The sequence below is a fragment of the Kothea flammea genome (assembly GCF_052161645.1).
Classification (GTDB): Bacteria; Planctomycetota; Planctomycetia; order Pirellulales; family Pirellulaceae; genus Laterigemmans.
Genome location: NZ_CP197414.1, coordinates 1,160,226 through 1,176,588 on the forward strand (window position 1 = coordinate 1,160,226; position 16,363 = coordinate 1,176,588).

The 16,363-nt window shown below is 57.7% G+C and carries 13 protein-coding genes; 5 read left to right on the top strand and 8 right to left on the bottom strand.

Going from position 1 to position 16,363, the window contains the following annotated elements; all coding sequences use genetic code 11:
• The first annotated feature begins 127 nt into the window (after positions 1 to 127).
• Entirely contained in the window at positions 128 to 703 is a 576-nt protein-coding gene (locus SH139x_RS04060) for a MiaE family protein (RefSeq protein ID WP_488354008.1), read from the top strand.
• Between the two features lie 332 nt (positions 704 to 1,035).
• Positions 1,036 to 2,241 (top strand): hypothetical protein, encoded by a 1,206-nt coding sequence (locus SH139x_RS04065; RefSeq protein WP_488354009.1) that lies wholly within the window; start codon positions 1,036 to 1,038, stop codon positions 2,239 to 2,241.
• A 72-nt stretch (positions 2,242 to 2,313) separates the two neighbouring features.
• Here the strand turns inward: SH139x_RS04065 and SH139x_RS04070 are convergent, their stop codons facing one another.
• Together SH139x_RS04070 and SH139x_RS04075 are read right to left on the bottom strand one after the other, a co-directional pair.
• Positions 2,314 to 2,619 (bottom strand): hypothetical protein, encoded by a 306-nt coding sequence (locus tag SH139x_RS04070; RefSeq protein WP_488354010.1) that lies wholly within the window; start codon positions 2,617 to 2,619, stop codon positions 2,314 to 2,316.
• A gap of 115 nt (positions 2,620 to 2,734) precedes the next feature.
• A complete protein-coding gene (locus tag SH139x_RS04075) occupies positions 2,735 to 3,280 on the bottom strand; it encodes a DUF456 domain-containing protein (RefSeq protein ID WP_488354011.1) in 546 nt (181 codons plus the stop codon).
• A 201-nt stretch (positions 3,281 to 3,481) separates the two neighbouring features.
• Between SH139x_RS04075 and SH139x_RS04080 the strand changes: the two genes are divergently transcribed.
• Positions 3,482 to 4,177 (top strand): HNH endonuclease, encoded by a 696-nt coding sequence (locus SH139x_RS04080; RefSeq protein ID WP_488354012.1) that lies wholly within the window; start codon positions 3,482 to 3,484, stop codon positions 4,175 to 4,177.
• 124 nt (positions 4,178 to 4,301) lie between these two features.
• Here the strand turns inward: SH139x_RS04080 and SH139x_RS04085 are convergent, their stop codons facing one another.
• Positions 4,302 to 4,580 (bottom strand): ferredoxin family protein, encoded by a 279-nt coding sequence (locus SH139x_RS04085; protein ID WP_488354013.1) that lies wholly within the window; start codon positions 4,578 to 4,580, stop codon positions 4,302 to 4,304.
• A gap of 257 nt (positions 4,581 to 4,837) precedes the next feature.
• Here SH139x_RS04085 and SH139x_RS04090 point away from each other — a divergent pair, with 257 nt between their 5' ends.
• Positions 4,838 to 5,401 carry an RNA polymerase sigma factor gene (locus SH139x_RS04090; RefSeq protein ID WP_488354014.1) on the top strand — a complete coding sequence of 188 codons (564 nt, stop codon included), beginning with the start codon at positions 4,838 to 4,840 and terminating at the stop codon, positions 5,399 to 5,401.
• 61 nt (positions 5,402 to 5,462) lie between these two features.
• Here SH139x_RS04090 and SH139x_RS04095 read toward each other — a convergent pair whose 3' ends face one another.
• Positions 5,463 to 8,774: a VPS10 domain-containing protein gene (locus SH139x_RS04095; protein ID WP_488354015.1), complete on the bottom strand. Its 3,312-nt coding sequence runs from the start codon at positions 8,772 to 8,774 to the stop codon at positions 5,463 to 5,465.
• Positions 8,775 to 9,020: 246 nt separating this feature from the next.
• Here SH139x_RS04095 and SH139x_RS04100 point away from each other — a divergent pair, with 246 nt between their 5' ends.
• Positions 9,021 to 10,976 carry a mucoidy inhibitor MuiA family protein gene (locus SH139x_RS04100; protein WP_488354016.1) on the top strand — a complete coding sequence of 652 codons (1,956 nt, stop codon included), beginning with the start codon at positions 9,021 to 9,023 and terminating at the stop codon, positions 10,974 to 10,976.
• Between the two features lie 145 nt (positions 10,977 to 11,121).
• Here SH139x_RS04100 and SH139x_RS04105 read toward each other — a convergent pair whose 3' ends face one another.
• The 4 genes from SH139x_RS04105 to SH139x_RS04120 all read right to left on the bottom strand — a co-directional run bounded on the left by SH139x_RS04105 (position 11,122) and on the right by SH139x_RS04120 (position 16,341).
• On the bottom strand, positions 11,122 to 12,060 hold the full coding sequence (locus tag SH139x_RS04105) for an ABC transporter ATP-binding protein (RefSeq protein WP_488354017.1): 939 nt from the start codon (positions 12,058 to 12,060) through the stop codon (positions 11,122 to 11,124).
• 60 nt (positions 12,061 to 12,120) lie between these two features.
• Positions 12,121 to 14,445 (bottom strand): hypothetical protein, encoded by a 2,325-nt coding sequence (locus SH139x_RS04110; protein ID WP_488354018.1) that lies wholly within the window; start codon positions 14,443 to 14,445, stop codon positions 12,121 to 12,123.
• A complete protein-coding gene (locus tag SH139x_RS04115) occupies positions 14,442 to 14,762 on the bottom strand; it encodes a MazG nucleotide pyrophosphohydrolase domain-containing protein (RefSeq protein ID WP_488354019.1) in 321 nt (106 codons plus the stop codon). Before SH139x_RS04115 ends, SH139x_RS04110 begins: the two co-directional genes overlap by 4 nt.
• An 85-nt stretch (positions 14,763 to 14,847) precedes the next feature.
• Positions 14,848 to 16,341 carry a hypothetical protein gene (locus SH139x_RS04120; protein WP_488354020.1) on the bottom strand — a complete coding sequence of 498 codons (1,494 nt, stop codon included), beginning with the start codon at positions 16,339 to 16,341 and terminating at the stop codon, positions 14,848 to 14,850.
• Positions 16,342 to 16,363: the final 22 nt, after the last annotated feature.

A 16,363-nucleotide genomic window follows, 5' to 3' on the forward strand; every position in this document is an offset into this window, starting at 1 on the left:
GGTGTGCGAACTCTGCAAATCAGTTTCTATTATCGACCGACTGGGCTTTCCAGCAACCACCGCCCGGGCACCCTTTACCGATTTTACCCCCGATCGCTGAATCCTCATTATTGCTGATATTTCGACCGTGCTTCATCTCCAATCTGAATCGACCGCCCGTTGGTTACAACAAGTCGACCAACATCTCGACCAAATCCTCATCGATCACGCCCACTGCGAACGCAAAGCGGCCACGGTGGCAATGGGGTTGATGAACGCTTACGTAGAAGATCGTGAACTGTGCGACGAAATGGCGACGATCGTTAACGAGGAACTCGAGCATTACGCGCTCGTCCTGGCACACCTCGACAAACGCGAAATTCGCTTCCGGCGGCTCCCTCCCGGTGATTATGGACGTCAACTGAATGCCCTCATCCAACCGCACGAACCGCAACGTGCCGTCGACCGCTTGCTGGTCGCCGGCTTAATCGAAGCCCGCAGTTGCGAACGCTTTAGCCTGCTCAGCAAACATGTCAACGACACCGAATTGGCTGAGTTCTATGGTAGCCTGTTTGAAAGCGAAGCACGGCACCACACCACCTACGTCCGCTTGGCAGAGCATTTTCAGCCCCGCGAGCAAGTCCGCCAGCGACTGAGCAAATTGGCTGCCGAGGAGGCCAGTATCATTGCCGCCGGATCGCCGCTGCCGCGGATGCACAGCTAGTTGCCCCTTGCCTTTCCAGTTCGGCTGGCTAGGATTCCCACGCACTGCAAACTGCCAAGCGATTGGCACAAACGCGGTGCGAGGCCCAGCAAATTGCTCGCGGCCCCCTTCCTGGATGGAAGCGGCACGGTGCCCCTTGGCGGGCACATTCTGACAGGACGGTCAGTAAGCTTGCAGTAAACCCGTCCGAAAACCGTTTTCCGCGGTTTCGCACCATCAGCCGTAAGCCCCGGTTCTGTGCGGTCTTCAGACAGGTTCAACGCGCTCCATTTCAATGCTCACCATTGAAAATTTGAAACGGATGTCCTCGGGTCATGGGAAGGAAAACCGCAATGCCCATCTTTGAAATCGTTAATTCCAGCAACCAACACCGCTGCATTCGTGTCGTCGTCACTTGCCTGTTCCTCGGCGGCCTGTCGGTGCTTGTGCCCGGGAAACTGACCGCCACGGAACCGCTCATCCGCTTTGATGCGGCCGCCGCCGTGGCGGCAATCCCAGCCGATACCCCGGCGGCAACGAGTATCACTCGCAACGTCACCGGGCAGCAAACTCCTGCAGAGCAAGCTGCTATGCAGCAAGTTTCTGCTCAGCAGCTCGACGGAAATATACCGCTGCTCAGCGGCAACAATCGCTTGTGGCTGATTCCGCTCGAACTCTCCACGTTAATCGTCTCGCCGACCGCTCCACGGGTGGATCAAGTCCTGATTGAAGCCCAATTATTGGACGAATCATTGCGAGTAGCCGATTATGGTCCGCGGACGCAAACCGCCAGTCGATTTGTGGGGGATATCAGCGTCGAGCTGTGTGACGAATCGAATCAGCGAGTGGGGTTGAGCGCGGCGGGCAGTTACCCGCCGCTAGCGAAAGCCGACTTGGGTGCCGATGTGGGCAGCAAACAGTCGGAGCTGAGGAAATATCAAGAGGTGGCTCCCCTGGAAATTCTCGCCGCGGCGGGCACTACGAGCCGACATCGGGGCGTTTTTTTTAAACTCCGTGCGACTCCCCAGCAGGTGCTCGAAGGGGATAAATTGTTCTACCTAGTCGTCTCCGCGCCGGCCGATTGGCGAGCCGGTTTGCTGAGCCTGCGAATGCGGGCCCAAAGCACTCGTCGCTCGCTTCCCGGGATGCCACCGGAGCCGGTGCTGCTTGCCGATCGCCAGTTTTTGATCGCTGTTCACCGCCATGATGACGCGGCAGCTCGTCTGGCAGCCAACGAATTTCGCTCGGCTCTGGAACGACTGCAAGCAGTCGCCCAGCGTGAGGCAAAGCAAATCGAGCGGCGGGCGCAATCCAACCTGCTTCACCAACTGGCCACCAAGCTGGAATTGGCCGAGCCTAAGATTCCGGCCGATTGGTTGCAGCAAACCATTTTTCACCGCGTCGATACCCACAGCGACAGGCGTTTTCAACGGTTGCCCGTCGACGTTCGCGTGGCGGTGCTCGATTACCAAGCGGCGCGGCAAGCATTCCTCAGCAACGCGGCTGAGCCGGTCGAAAATCTGGTGAGCACGCAGTTGGCCGAACCGCCGACCAAATAGCCTGAGCTGGCCTCTATCCGGCGGCAGCCGTGGCTGAAATCCGTTCAGAGCCAGATGCAATTTTCGCTGAATTCAATTTTCGCTGAATTCGATTGAGAGCGGAAAGTCACGCGCCAGCGGGTTGCGAGAGTAGACCTTGTAACAATCGCCACACAGATCAAAGTGCTGGCAGTGGCAGTCGCTGGGGGGCACCACCGCGGGTTCATCTTCCAGCCGTTCGAGAATTTCGTGCAGCTCCAACAGATGGTCCGCATCGGGATCGGGCGTTTGCTGGGGGCCCGCTTCGAACACCGCGTCGACTTGTACTTCGACTGAATATCGCACTTCGGCATCCGTATCAATCTGACGATGACAGCGGTCGCAGGTGTAATGAATCATCGAATCTTCTAAGTGGGAATGTCGATTCGAGCGGACCAGGCCTGGCGGTCAATCCTGCTCGTTGCCAGCATATATTTTACTAACAACCACGACGCGCCCGCAAGGCAAATGATGGCTACAACACTAAACCGGCCAAGACAGTCAGCAAGATCACGAGGCCGCTGCTGAGTTTGCCGAGCGTCCCCAGTAGCCGCCCCCAAAAAGCCGCGTGTCCCACGGTCCAGCTATCTCGCCACGATTTTCCGTTGGTCCATTCGCCGTACATCGCGCCGGCGGTCGCTCCCACGGAACCGAACAGAAGAGCTGCCAGCACCGATCCCACCACGGGAATCGGCAACCCCACGACCGCTCCCACGAGGGCGCCAACCAGCGAACCGACAACCGCCAGCAGCGTCGATCGGCGGCTCGCTCCGGCCCGCTGGGCGCCCAGGGCTCCCGCCAGAAATTCAATCAATTCGCCCACCAGCGCAACGATAAAACTGCCCAAGGCGAGTTGCCAACTGAGCGCCACTCGGCCCTCCTCCGGCCCCAGCCAGACGTACAGCCCCACCAACGCCACGACGATCCAGTTGCCTGGTAACGCGATCAAGTTAAGCGCCCAAGCGACCACGCAGAGGGTCAACAAACTCAGCGCCCAGAGGACTGCGACGGTAACTTCCATGGGATTTCCTTACTCGAGTTGCTGGCATGAAAAAACCATGCCGATTTGTCGTGAACCTTGCCAAGTCGACAAAGTGTCCACAGAGGGGGCTGCCAACGCGGAGTCAATTTAACGCGTTTTCTAGCCTCCGCGGTTCAACACGGTTAGAATAAAAGCCAGTCGTTCTCGCGAGCGACCCACCATTCAAGGAATCTACGGACGATGGTCAGGAATTGTGACATCCGAAAGGGAGCTCCGGAGAACGACGTGGACCTAGCTGAATCTGCTGAAGACATCTTGGCATCTGGCACGCCACATTGTGCCATTTTGGACTCAAGCGTGCTGATCCTGAACCGCTTTTACATGGCGGTTCGCGTGGTCACCGTGCGGCGGGCAATGACGTTGCTGTACCGCAACTGTTCCGAAGTCATCATGCTCGAGAATGACAACTACGCCAGTTACGATTTCGCCAGCTGGCAAGAGGTCAGCCAATTGGCCTCACTGGAAAAACAGCCCGGCGAGGATTACTTGCGGGCTGTTGGCTTCGAGTTGTTGGTGCCGCGAATCTTGCGTCTAACTCGTTTCGAGCGGTTGCCCGTGCACGCCGTGCGATTCAACCGCAAAAACGTTTTCGCTCGCGATAGCCACACTTGCCAATACTGCGGTCACGAGAAACCGACCGCCCAGTTGAGCCTCGACCACGTCGTCCCCCGTTCACACGGGGGGCAGACGACGTGGGAGAACATCGTCTGTTGCTGCATCCGCTGCAACAGCCGCAAGGGAGGTAGGACCCCCCAGCAGGCGAGGATGAAATTGCTGACCGCTCCGGCCAAACCGCGCGTCAATCCTCTGTTGACGCAATCGATCGCCGATCCTCGCTATGAATGCTGGAAGACGTTTTTGCCTTCCACGAGCTGATACCCAATCAACCGTTAGCGGTTTTGGCGCCAGCCACCGTTCCGTCGCCCGCGATTAGTTCGATTCAGAACGGGAACCGTGGCCTAGCGGCCAAACGGCTAACATGCGAACCGCTGACCCAAAATCAACTGTCGGCTAACGGTTCTTTCTTCTCGGTGATGACTTCGGTTTGCTCAGCCATTTCCGCGTTCATTTCGATGTACTCTTTCCATTCCTCGGGGACATTGTCCTCGTGGAAAATGGCTTCGACAGGGCATTCCGGCACACACGCTTCGCAGTCGATACATTCCTCGGGGTGGATGTAGAGCATCTTTTCCCCTTCGTAGAAACACTCGACTGGGCATACCACCACGCAATCGGTGTACTTACAGCCAAAGCATGGTTGCGTGACGACGTGTGTCATGTTTTTTCCCTTCCTCGGTGGATTTTCGCTTGTTAAACCTGACGGATTATCACGATCAGGTCATCTCTCAGATAGTAGGACTGACAGTGTAAAGTGTCAACGCGAGCAAAAAAGCAGACCATCGTTTGCTTGATAGCAGGCTGAAGGCCACCTAATATGGAGTCTTGTTGGGTACTCGCAAAGTTCCCGGCCACCCCTTTTCAGCTCGCTCTTCTTGTCGAGCTGGCTCTGATCAACTTCGCCGGGATGAATCACAGGTGAGTCTATCCGACTACGACCGCATGCTGCTGGAACGCTGTCTGCAAGGTACTCCTCGTGCTTGGGAAGACTTTGTCGATCGCTTTCTTGGCTTGGTGCTGCACGTGGTCGGACATACGGCCAAATCACGCGGGTTTGCCATTGATTCGGCGACCCGCGATGACCTTGTATCGGACGTTTTCCTGAAACTGATTGAGCACGATTTTGCGATTCTTCGGCGTTTTCGCCGTCAATGCTCGCTCGCCACCTATTTGGCGGTCGTCTCCCGTCGCGTCGTCCACCGCCGCATGGCTCAGCTCAGCCTCCATCCCACAGTACCACTCGAACAGGCAGGCGGGGAGATTTCCGCGACGAACGGGCACGCCGAAGCCCGCATCGAAAATCGCGAACAACTCGAGAAAATGCTGCTCCGGCTCGACGGGCGCGATGCAGAAATCGTTCGCATGTACCACTTGGAGGGGAAATCGTACCGCGAGATCAGCTCCTCGATGGGAATGCCCGAAAACTCCATCGGTCCCGTCCTCAGCCGAGCCCGAGCCACAATGCGGGATGAAAGTTGCTAGTTGCTAGTGCCGGACCCTGGCGGGCCCGACACGTTACCAGGCTGACGACTAATTCCCAGGCTTATTTTGCCTTGGGGGGCCAAGCTGGGATCTTTCGCCCCGGCGTCCAGGGTGCCGCGGCTTTATCAAGATCGGCTTCCAGCTTTACCAAGTCCTTTTCGACCGCTTTGCGAACATCGTCGAGCAGCTTGGGCATCGCCTCGGCGACCATTTCAAACTGCTTGCGGTGCGTCTCGGTGGGGGCTTGGCTGGTCGACCAATGACCGCGGATAACGGTCTGCAACCTGCCGACTAGACCAGGCATGCTCGGCTCGCTGCGTCGCGCTTGCGTCGGATCGCCGGCAAATTGCTCCGTTAAGTCCAGCAACCGGAGTTCCAATTGCCGCACCCGATCGCGAAATTCCAGCGGCAAACGGTGCGAACGTTCGGCCAGCCCCTTCATCGCTTCGACTCGGCTGGTCCCTTCACGTAAGACTTCGTAAGCGGCCAACAGCACGCGTTGCAATTCGGCCGTTTGACGTTGGAATTCCAACGATTGCTGCCGCTGCTCTTCGTTCAAGTCGGCCATCCCCAGTGGAATGCATTGAAACTCCGTGGGTTCAACCAAAACTTCCCAGCCCTCGTCGCCCAAGATGGCCAAATCGACGGTGTAAGTTCCCGGCACGGCCATCGGCCCAAAACCGTCACCACGCGAGCCCGGGGCCAAGCCTGGATAGCGAAAATCCCAAGTCACGCGGTGGATACCTGCCGACGTGCTGCCGGGCAGCCGCCGAACAACATCTCCCTCGCTATCGCGAATTGTCAGAACCGTCAGCGGTCGCTCTTCGCGGTCTTCCGTCTTCAGTTCTTCCCAGCTCGGATAGGGTGTGTCGCCGCGAGCGCCGGCCCGCGACTCACGTTTACGACGCTCGGACTTGGCCGTGCTGCGACTGTCTTTCAAACGATAAGTGATCGTCGCGCCGAAGGGTGGGTTATCGGCCGTGTAGAACCCGGCTCCTTGATAAGCGTTGCCGCTGCCCGACATGGGTGCCCGGGGAATAAACATCGGCGCATCTTTGATGGGGAAAATCTCCGCCGCCGTCTCCACTGATTCGGGTGTCAACGCTCGCAGCGGCGAGTAGTCATCCAACACATAGAAACCACGCCCAAAGGTACCCAACACCAAATCATTTTCGCGTTGTTGAATCTTCATATCGCGGACGGCAATCGTCGGCAGACCGCCGCCCAGTGCCACCCACTTCAGTCCCCCGTCAAAGCTGGTGAACACTCCAAATTCAGTGCCCACAAACAACAGCTGGGGATTCTCATGGTCTTCGCAAATCGTATAAGTCGAGCCACGTTCCGGTAGATCGCTGCTGATATCAACCCAGTTCTTACCGCGGTCGGTGCTCTTGACCAAGTAGGGTCGGAAATCACCTCGTTTGAAGTTTTGCAAGACAACGTAAACGGTATCAGGATCGTGCTGAGATGGTTCAATGTCGCTAACGTAAGCGAACTCGGGCACATCCAGATGTGGGAATGATTCTATTTTCCGCCAATTCTCTCCCCCATCCTCGCTGACTTGAATCAAGCCATCATCGGTGCCCACGTAGAGCAGGTTGGTGACCAGCGGCGATTCCGCCAAAGCCACAATCGATCCGTAGAACGAGGTCGAAGTATTCTTAGCAACGCTGTCGACACTCCACACCTTGCCCATCACCTTCAAGGCGTTGCGGTCGAGATTGCGAGTTAAATCTGGGCTAATCGCTGTCCAGCTATCACCCCGGTCATCGCTGCGGAAGAGTATTTGCGCGGCGTAGTAAATTCGCTTTGGTTGGTGAGGGCTAAGTGCCAGGGCGGAATCCCAGTTCCAACGCAGGGGCGGTCCATCTTCTGTTTCCTGCGGTTTGATGTCCATCCGCTCGCCGGTGCGACGGTCATATCGCACCAAACCACCGTACTGCCACTGGCTGTATACGATGTTCGGATCTTCGGGATCGACGGCGGGTCCAAAACCATCACCAAACACGGTGATAAACCAATCGCTGTTGCGAATCCCGTGAACGTTATCCGTGCGGCTCGGACCACCTTGGGTGGCATTATCCTGTGTACCCCCATACACATAGTAAAAAGGCTTCGAATCGTCGACGGCAATCTTATAAAACTGCGTTAATGGTAGATTCGCCGTGTAGCGATAAGTGCGGCAACGATCCCAGGTCTCATACAAACCACCGTCACAACCAACGATCAAGTGATCAGGATTTTCGGGGTCGATGATCAAGGCATGATTGTCGACATGCTTGTTCGCCTCGCCGGCTCGTGAGAAACTCCGCCCACCATCTTCGCTGACCATCAAATAGGTGTCGAGCGCATAGACACGATCCAACTGATGCGGGTCGGCCACAATCTCTTGATAATACTGGGGGCTACCGGTCACGTAATCACTTTGCCGAGACCATGTTTCGCCACGGTTTTCACTGCGGTAAAAGCCACCTTGGTCGTTGGCCGCTTCGACGACTGCGTAGAGGATATCGGGGTTGATCGGAGAGATCGCCAAACCGATGCGACCGACATCACCACCGGGCAAGCCCCGATCGATGGAGCGCCAAGTCTCACCGCCATCGGTGGACTTATGCAAACCCGCTTCGGGGCCACCGTCAATCAACGTCCAAACATGACGACGTCGTTGATAGGAAGCGGCGTATAGTGTATCTGGGTCGCGAGGATCGATCACCACATCGGTGACTCCTGTGTCGGGGCTGATCTCCAGCACACATTTCCAACTCGCACCGCCGTCGGTCGTCTTGTAAAGCCCGCGGTCACCACCACTCTTCCACAGCGGTCCCTGGGCCGCCACGTAAACGGTGTCGCTATCTTCTGGGTGGACAATGATCTTGGCGATATGCTCGCTCGACTCGAGACCCACCTTGCGAAAACTTCTGCCGCCATCGCGTGATTGGTACAGTCCGTCCCCATAGCCCACGCTGCGTTGGCTGTTGTTTTCACCCGTCCCCACCCATAACACGTGCGGGTTCCCCGGATCCAACGCTAAACAGCCGATTGAGTATGAGCCGTAGTTGTCAAAAATCGGTTGCCAGGTGGTGCCGGCATTGGTGGTCTTCCAAACGCCCCCGCTGGCGGCTGCTACATACCAGGTCGACCGATTCGTTGGGTCGACCACAATGTCGCTGATCCGACCACTCATCAAGGCCGGGCCTAAAGATCGAAATCGCAGCCCTGAAATCAGGCTGCTGCTGAGCCCGGGGGAAGGATCGGAGGGTTCGTCCGAATCCTGGGCAAGAGTCGTCGCGGTGGTGATCGGAGAAAACGCCGTGGTGGCGGCTAACAATGCCACCGCAAATCGGTATCGCCAGCTGTGCAAGAATGTAGGCATAGGTGCTTCGCGGGAAAATTCGGGAAAAAACAGGATCGCCGGACAAAATTGACCAGCCACGGGGCTAGCCAGAGGGTGGCCCGTTGGCCACGCCTATTTGCCTCCACCCCAGCATATTTACCGCTCGCCGTCAGTGTGTGCTCGGCGAGCAAACTTTTCGCCTCATTCTTTGCACTTTTTGTCAGTCGCTTTGGCTAAACTAATGGCGTGCCTCCTCACATCCGCACAACCCTCAAGAGGGAAGTCATGCCACGTTGTCTATTCGCCAGCTTGCTGGTAGCCACTTTCTGCGCCGTCGATTTTTTCTGCGCCGCAGATCTATCGTTTGCCCAATCGAATTCCTTTCCGGCGGTACGGCAGGACGAACAAACCGCTGCCAGCGTCGCGGGGGCCATCCGCCGCGTCACGGTTTATCGAGATCGCGCTTTGGTCAGCCGCGAAATTTCCGTTGCGGCCGACGCACCGTCCGACATGCTGACTATCAGCGGACTCCCCGAACAACTCATCCCCGGTAGCGTTTACGCCGAAGGGGACGGGCAAACCGAAGTCCGAGCGGTCGAAGTCGCCGTTCGCAGCACGGCCAACTCTTCCCGCCAAGAGGTGCGCACCGTCGAGCAAGAGCTGAGCGATCTGCAAGATGAAAAACTCATACTCGATAGCCAACTCGAACTGTTGCAAACCAACGCCGCTTCGATGGAGGAAATCGTCTCGTTCACGGCCAGCAAAACGTCGGATGACCTCAACCGCGGGTTGCTCGATGCCAACGCGGTGATTGAGCTCAGTAAGTATCTGCTGACCAGCCGCCAAACGCTGCTGGCCGAACAGCTCGAAATCGGCAAGCAACTACGCGACACCGAAACGGCCATCTCCGAGAAACAACGCCAACTCGCCGAATTGGTCGCGTCGGATTATCGCCAAGTGATCGAGGCCAAGATTTTTATCGATCGCCAGCCCGGAGTGGCGGGGACGATCACGCTGAATTATTTGGTTGACAGCTGCCAGTGGACACCCCGTTACGCGATCCGCGGAGAAGTCGGCAGCGACAAATTTTCACTCCGTTACAGCGCCTTGGTCCAGCAGATCAGCGGCGAGGATTGGAAGAATGTGGAGCTGACTTTATCGACCGCTTCCCCTTCGGTCAGCGCCACCGGGCCGCAGTTGACTCCCTTTCGGATCTCAGCGACGGCCGCGAATCAGAACCAATTCGCCCAACAGGAATTCGGCAATCTCTCCGCCAATTCCAAACAGTTGACCGATCAAGTGAAATCCATCCGCGCGCGACAACGAAACGTGGAATCGTCGCTGCTGAAAGAGTCGGTTAAGAACCAGCCGCTCGAGCGTGATCTGCAGCTGAATCAGCTGGCTGGCGAAATTCAGCAACTGGAACTGGCTGCGGAACCAAACGCCGTAACCCGCATTGCCGCCGATGTCGACGATGACGTGGCCAGCCAAGTCTACGTGTTGTCGCAACCTGTTTCCTTGAATTCGCGTCGCCAGCAACAGCTTGTTCGCATCGCCGAGATGGAATTGGCCGGCGAACTGTATCACGTGGCGACTCCGCTGCTTTCCAGTTACGCCTATCGTCAAGCCGAGATGATCAACACCGAACCGATTGGCCTGCTCGGCGGCTCGGCCGATGTGTACCTCAACCAACGCTTCGTCGGCGTCACCGATTTGCCAACCACCGCCAGCGGGCAACGGTTGCTGGTCGGTTTCGGAGCGGACCAACAAGTTCGCACGCGACGGGAATTGCGGACGAAAGATGACAAAATCCGCGGCGGAAACCGCAACCTCGAATTCACTTACCGTCTGGTAATCGCGAATTTCAAAGATCAAAATGTCGCCATTCGGCTCTATGATCGAATGCCGATCGCCAGCGAATCACGTGACGTGGCTGTCAATCTGCTACCGCCCGAGCGTCCGCTCAGCGAGGATGCGCTCTACACGCGAATTTCCAAAGACCGTGGCATTCTCCGCTGGGATTTAGACATTCCCGCCGGCAGCCATGGCAGCGAAGCTTTTGATGTCGAGTATACCTATCAGTTAGAATTCGATCGCAGTCGCTCGCTTTCCATGCGAGAGCTCAATGATGATCGTCAAGTCGACTTCTTCATGGAACAACAAGGCCTGCCGGGAGGCATGGGCGGTGGTATGGGAGGTATGGGAGGTGGCGATGCGGGGGCCGGAGGCAACCCCAACTAAAGCCGACCAGCCAGAGTGATTTGAAAAGGTGGCCGCTAATAAATCGTTTAACCGTCAGCCGAAGGCGAACGCGCTCCCATTGCAAGTACGCCTGCGGCTGACTGTTTAACGAGGGTCCCGCCAAGACGGCTAACGGGAACCTGCATTACATGCGGCCGCTGGTGCCTTGCGTAAGCGCCATGAAGGCCGATTCGAGATCGAGTTGTTCTTCACGAAATTGCCGCAAGCCAATGCCTCCCTTCATTAACATTTCGGGCAACTCGCTGTAGTCGTCGACATCCGGGCGAAGGATGACCTTCAGCCCCGCGTCGATTGTCTCCACACCGGCAACCAACGGAGAGGCGGTCAGCAACTCGCCGGCGCGGCCGCTGGCGGTGACATCGGCCAGTTGGATCAGCAGCACCACGTGCTGACGCACTTGTCGCATCACATCGGCTACCGTGGCGTTGACTTTCAACACCCCGCGGTCGATGATCCCGACTTTGTTACAGATATCAGCCAACTCGGGCAGAATGTGGCTGCTGACGATCACCGTTTTGCCCATTTGCCCCAGGCGGCGGAGCAGGTTTCGCATTTCGATCCGAGCGCGTGGGTCAAGTCCGCTGAGCGGCTCGTCGAGCAACAATACTTGCGGGTCATGCAGCAGCGTGCGAGCCAGCCCCAAACGTTGCGTTTGACCCCGTGAAAGTGTGTTCGCCATGGCGTCACGTTTAAAGCCCAAGTCGACCACTTCCAACATTTCCTCACAACGTTCCCGCCGCTTGCTGCCATTGATGCGATAGGCGGCCGCGAAAAATTCTAAGTACTCCGTGACTGTCATGTCATCGTAGACGCCAAAAAAGTCAGGCATGTAACCGACCAAACGCCGTATCTCTTTGGGGTTGGTGTAGATCGAATGCCCACACACGTAGGCTTCACCCCAGCTGGGCTCGAGCAGCGTGGCGATGATGCGCATCGTCGTCGTCTTGCCCGCACCGTTGGGACCAATAAAGCCAAATAAATCCCCCTCGACTAAGTCCAACTCAATCGCTTCGATGGCAAACATGTCGCCATATTTTTTGGTCAAATTCGTGGTCTTAATCATATGCTGCCCGCTCGGTGGCTTGGCCAGTTGGAAAGCTGGAGGAGATGATAGGATGTGTGATTAATTTGCCAGTCCGCCACTGACGGGCAAGATAACGCGAACATAAGTGATCGCATCGGTTTCGGTGGCGATCGTCTCGGGAGTACTCGCTGGCTCCCCTGCACCCGCAGCGCTCGCTGTGACGTCGCTGACTGACTTGGACAGTTTCACTGTGGCTTCGTTCTCCGCCAAACGTCCCACTAGGATCGCCCGATCGGATGCCAGCACTGAGGTTAGATCGAGCCGGCTGAGGACGCGATTGTCTAGGCCAGTGTATTTGTCACCGCCGGCGGCTTGATAAAACAAAATCACTTCCATCAAGCGATCGAGATCATCGGTCGCCGCGCGGTCCCAAGGTTCGCTGATCGATGCGTTTTCGCTGGTTCGTCGGCGATTTAACCGCCAACGAAAATTCTTTGGTTGTAAGGCATCCAAGTTGGCCGCCAAGCCACCTGCCGGCACGCGAGTTGGCAACACGTAAACCAAGTTGCGATAAACCAGGTAGCCCTCCAGTAGGTCAACTGGCAAGGGGTTGATCAGCGAGCCTGCCAGAAGCTCGCTGGCGGGACGTTTAGAAATACCACCTGCCGCCGTGACGGGGCTGGGGAATTGCCAACGGGCAGATAGCGATTTGCTCGACAGCGGTGCCAGCGGCAACCCGGCAACGCGATTGGCGATATCGCCCCCCTGCGCTGTTTGGCTGGCTGTCGACGTTGGGGAGTTTGGCAACTCGCTGCTCCGCAAGGCATAAGCGGGCAAGCGGACATCCTCCCCGGCGACTTCGATCCCGCCGAATGCGCGACCGGCGAATCCCCAAGGACCGATGATGGTGGATGGTTCTCCACTGCCAGCGAGCGGGCCGCTGGGCTGCACGCTGATGTCAAACCGCGACGCCTCGCCGGCAAAGACTTGCAACCAAGATGTGCCGCGGCCAACTTGTTGGGTGACATCCATGTCGACCACGGTGACTTGACTGATCCGGGCTGGGGGGGCAGAGCCACGCCACAGCAAAATGGCTGCCGAGAGCGAAATGATCATCAACGGAAAGCTCAACCAACCCAGTAACGGGCGACCAAGAAATCGATTGATGAGAAAATAGTCGATCGGGCCGATAAAGCCAATCAAGCACAACAAGATCGCCGCGATCGCGGAGAATTGGACGCGGCTGGCTCCGGCGAACTGATCCAAAGATGTTTTAAGTTGTCCAGCCATCTCACCGTAGCGAACATCGGCTCGCGGTTGCGATTGACCTCGCTGCCGTCGCTCTGGGAACAACTCCGGAATCATGCGATTCATAAAGTCTTCCCGCTGCCGCCAACTGGCCAGTGGCTCCGAATCGAGCCCGCCACTGAAAACGGTGATCGTGCCGATGCCGAACTGGCGGCGGAACACGAGTGGTAAGCTCTCGCGACCGGTCGTCTGGCCAATGCGTAGAACTTGAGCGTCCGCGAGCTGCAAGCGGGTTGCTGGGAAACTTGTCGTCGCCGCGCTGGCCGCGATAAACGTCTCGATCGATTCGGGTTCAACTTGGACAAGTTCCCCGCTGTCCACGGCACCGATGGAGGCGGGTAACCAGTAGAGCTGTCGCAACAAGGCGGCACCCTCGGTCCCCAAGGAGAGAAACATCTGACCGCCACCAGCCAACCAGTCCCTGAGCGCGTTCACTTGAGCTGGTGTCATCGCTTCCACCACCGACAATCCACTGCTGCTCAGTACGACCCAGTCGACGCCGTCATAACCGATCCAGTGGTCGGGTAACTGTTCCGCGGAGCCGATCAGGGAGACATCTAAACTCCCTTCATCTCCCAGCAGTAAACTGCGACCAATTTTGTCCATGCCCAACGCATCACCGAGGGCCACCACCCAGGGACGCTGCTCCGTGGCCAGGCTGCGGCTAAGTCGCGTCCGCCACACAATCGAACCGGCAAGGCCATCCTCGCCGATGGGGCGAATGGTCAGCGGTGCTCCTAGCGGACCAGCCGGTAAATAATGCTGCAAGCGGCCGGGGGCGGGAACCGTGACGCGTTGCAAAATTCGCACGCCATCGCCGTCCAGAGTTTCAATCTCTAGCTGCTGACCCGCGGTCGCACCCTCAATCCGCAGCTGCGTCCAGCGGCCAACTTGATACCGCTGCGCAATGCCAAAGCTGGCTGTCAGCCCCCGCGGTTGGTTGGCAGCCGGCGATTCGCCAGTTGTAGAATTGCCAGTTGTGGAATCATCACCTCGCGCCAGAGGTTGCCAGCACAGACAAATCAGCAACAGCAGCGAATGCATGCGCCCGCCGCCAAGCAGGTGGGGCAAAAACAATGCGGACGAGATGTTCGCGGACGAGTTGAGTGCGGTCACGGCTTTTCTTCATTGGGACAAGTGCAGACTAACCGCCCGCAACCTGGGCAGCCGCCGCCATATTTGGCGCCGACGGCTTGGGATAAATCAACGCCCGCCACGTTGGCAATCGTAGCCAACCAAGCCAGCACATCGGCGAACTCCTCGGCTAAATTCTCGCGGTCATTGCCGCGGAGGGCTGAGGCCAATTCGCCGACCTCTTCCATCAGCCACATAAAGGTCCCGTCGACTCCACGCGCTTCGTCTTTGTCAAAGTACATGACGCGGATCTTGGCTTGCAGATCCCTCAAAGAGACTTCGTCGGTCGGCTGGTTCATGCAGATTCGGTACGGGGAGCGGGGGTGCGGGATTTTAGAGAGCACTGAAGAGAAGAATCTAATTGTAGCTCACCTGCCGAGTTTTTCACGGCCCCCTCAACAGCGGGTCAATCCAAATGCCCAGCGGAGAGGCAAAAGTCCCCGCGGCTCGCTCAACTTCCAGGATAATTGCCGGTCCGGCAGGAATCTCGATCTCGATCAAACCGGCTCGCTCTCCCACCCCCAGCGGTTTGCTCTCCCACAACTGGCGAGCCCTTCCGTCGCTGCCCACCGCCTGGATGCGGAAAAGCACCTCGGCGGCGGTTAATGCGGGCGGATATTCATCAGCGATTGCGGAACGCACCCCGACTTCAGTTCGCATGATTCCACCGCGGCCGCCGGGTAACCGGTAAACCGCTTGACTCGTGGCCGGCATCGCGATCGTTCGCGGGTAAAGCTGCTGCTCCAACTGCAACCAGCCGGTGACTGGAGCAACCGCGGTGCTGGAATTTTCCGCTGGGCTAATATTTTCCGGAGGACCGACCAGCGGCGTGTAGCGTTGTCGCAGCGGTTTGGCCAAGTGAATCCGCCAAGCCACACCATCGGCAGCAAGATTCGCAGCGACGCTCGCAGCAATGCTTGCATCGTCCGCTAAGCCATTACCGGTCAACAGCGTGATGTCGTCGAACTGCAACGTGGCGATGCGACTGGTCAGTTCCCAGCCACAAGCTAACTCGATTCGCCAGATTCCCCGCAGCTTATTCTCATCATCCAACTCGCTCGCGTTTTCGGCGTTGTCGTTCGACCCGTCTGTGTTGGCATCACGTGCGGTTCGTCGGCGGCTGGTCGGCGGCGTGATCCGAGCGATTTGCAATCGCGTACCATCGCGCAGCCCCAACCAGCTTTGTGCGTCGCTGGGCGGTAGCATCAAGGGGTTGAGGGCCGGGCTGAAAATTAGGCCCCGAACCGTGTCGAGCGAAATCGTGCGGGTGACGCCTCGAAATTGCAGTTGCACCGAGGGTGAGCCCGCTGCGGAGCGTAATGATGTGGAGCGCACATCGCCGAACTGGATTAGTCCCCCCTCGCCGGCAACCAAAGTGCCACGCATTTGATCTCCGTTGACATCCACAATCACATCGTCACTCCCCTCGGCGGCCAACGCTGCGGTGACGAATGATTCACGCAAGCCTGCCAAGCCGGGTGCTCGCCAGATGACGGCCCGCACCAAGGCTGCTGGAATCGTGGTGCGAAAATAGTCGTTGGCCAGTTCTACCCCTTGGCTATCAATCTGCAACACGCGGGCCGTGATCAGCGAGCCATCGACCAACAGCACACCGTGGGCTTGCCTGGCCAAAGACGCCGAGCCGAACCGCACGACTTGCGACAGTGGCACACGGATGGTTTGCGATGCTGCGGTGGAAAATTCCAGCTCACCCCGGGGTGACCAATCCACCAGCCGGGCCATCGCAAACGTCTCGCCAGTTCTTAGCAGACTCGCGTCTGCGGCAGACGCTCGGTCAATCGCAAGCCAGCACGTCGCTGCCAAAAATACTGTCAAGTTCAACGGCAATCCATTGCCGAATGAAGGTCTGATCCACATGTTCGATTTCGGATGTTGGCTC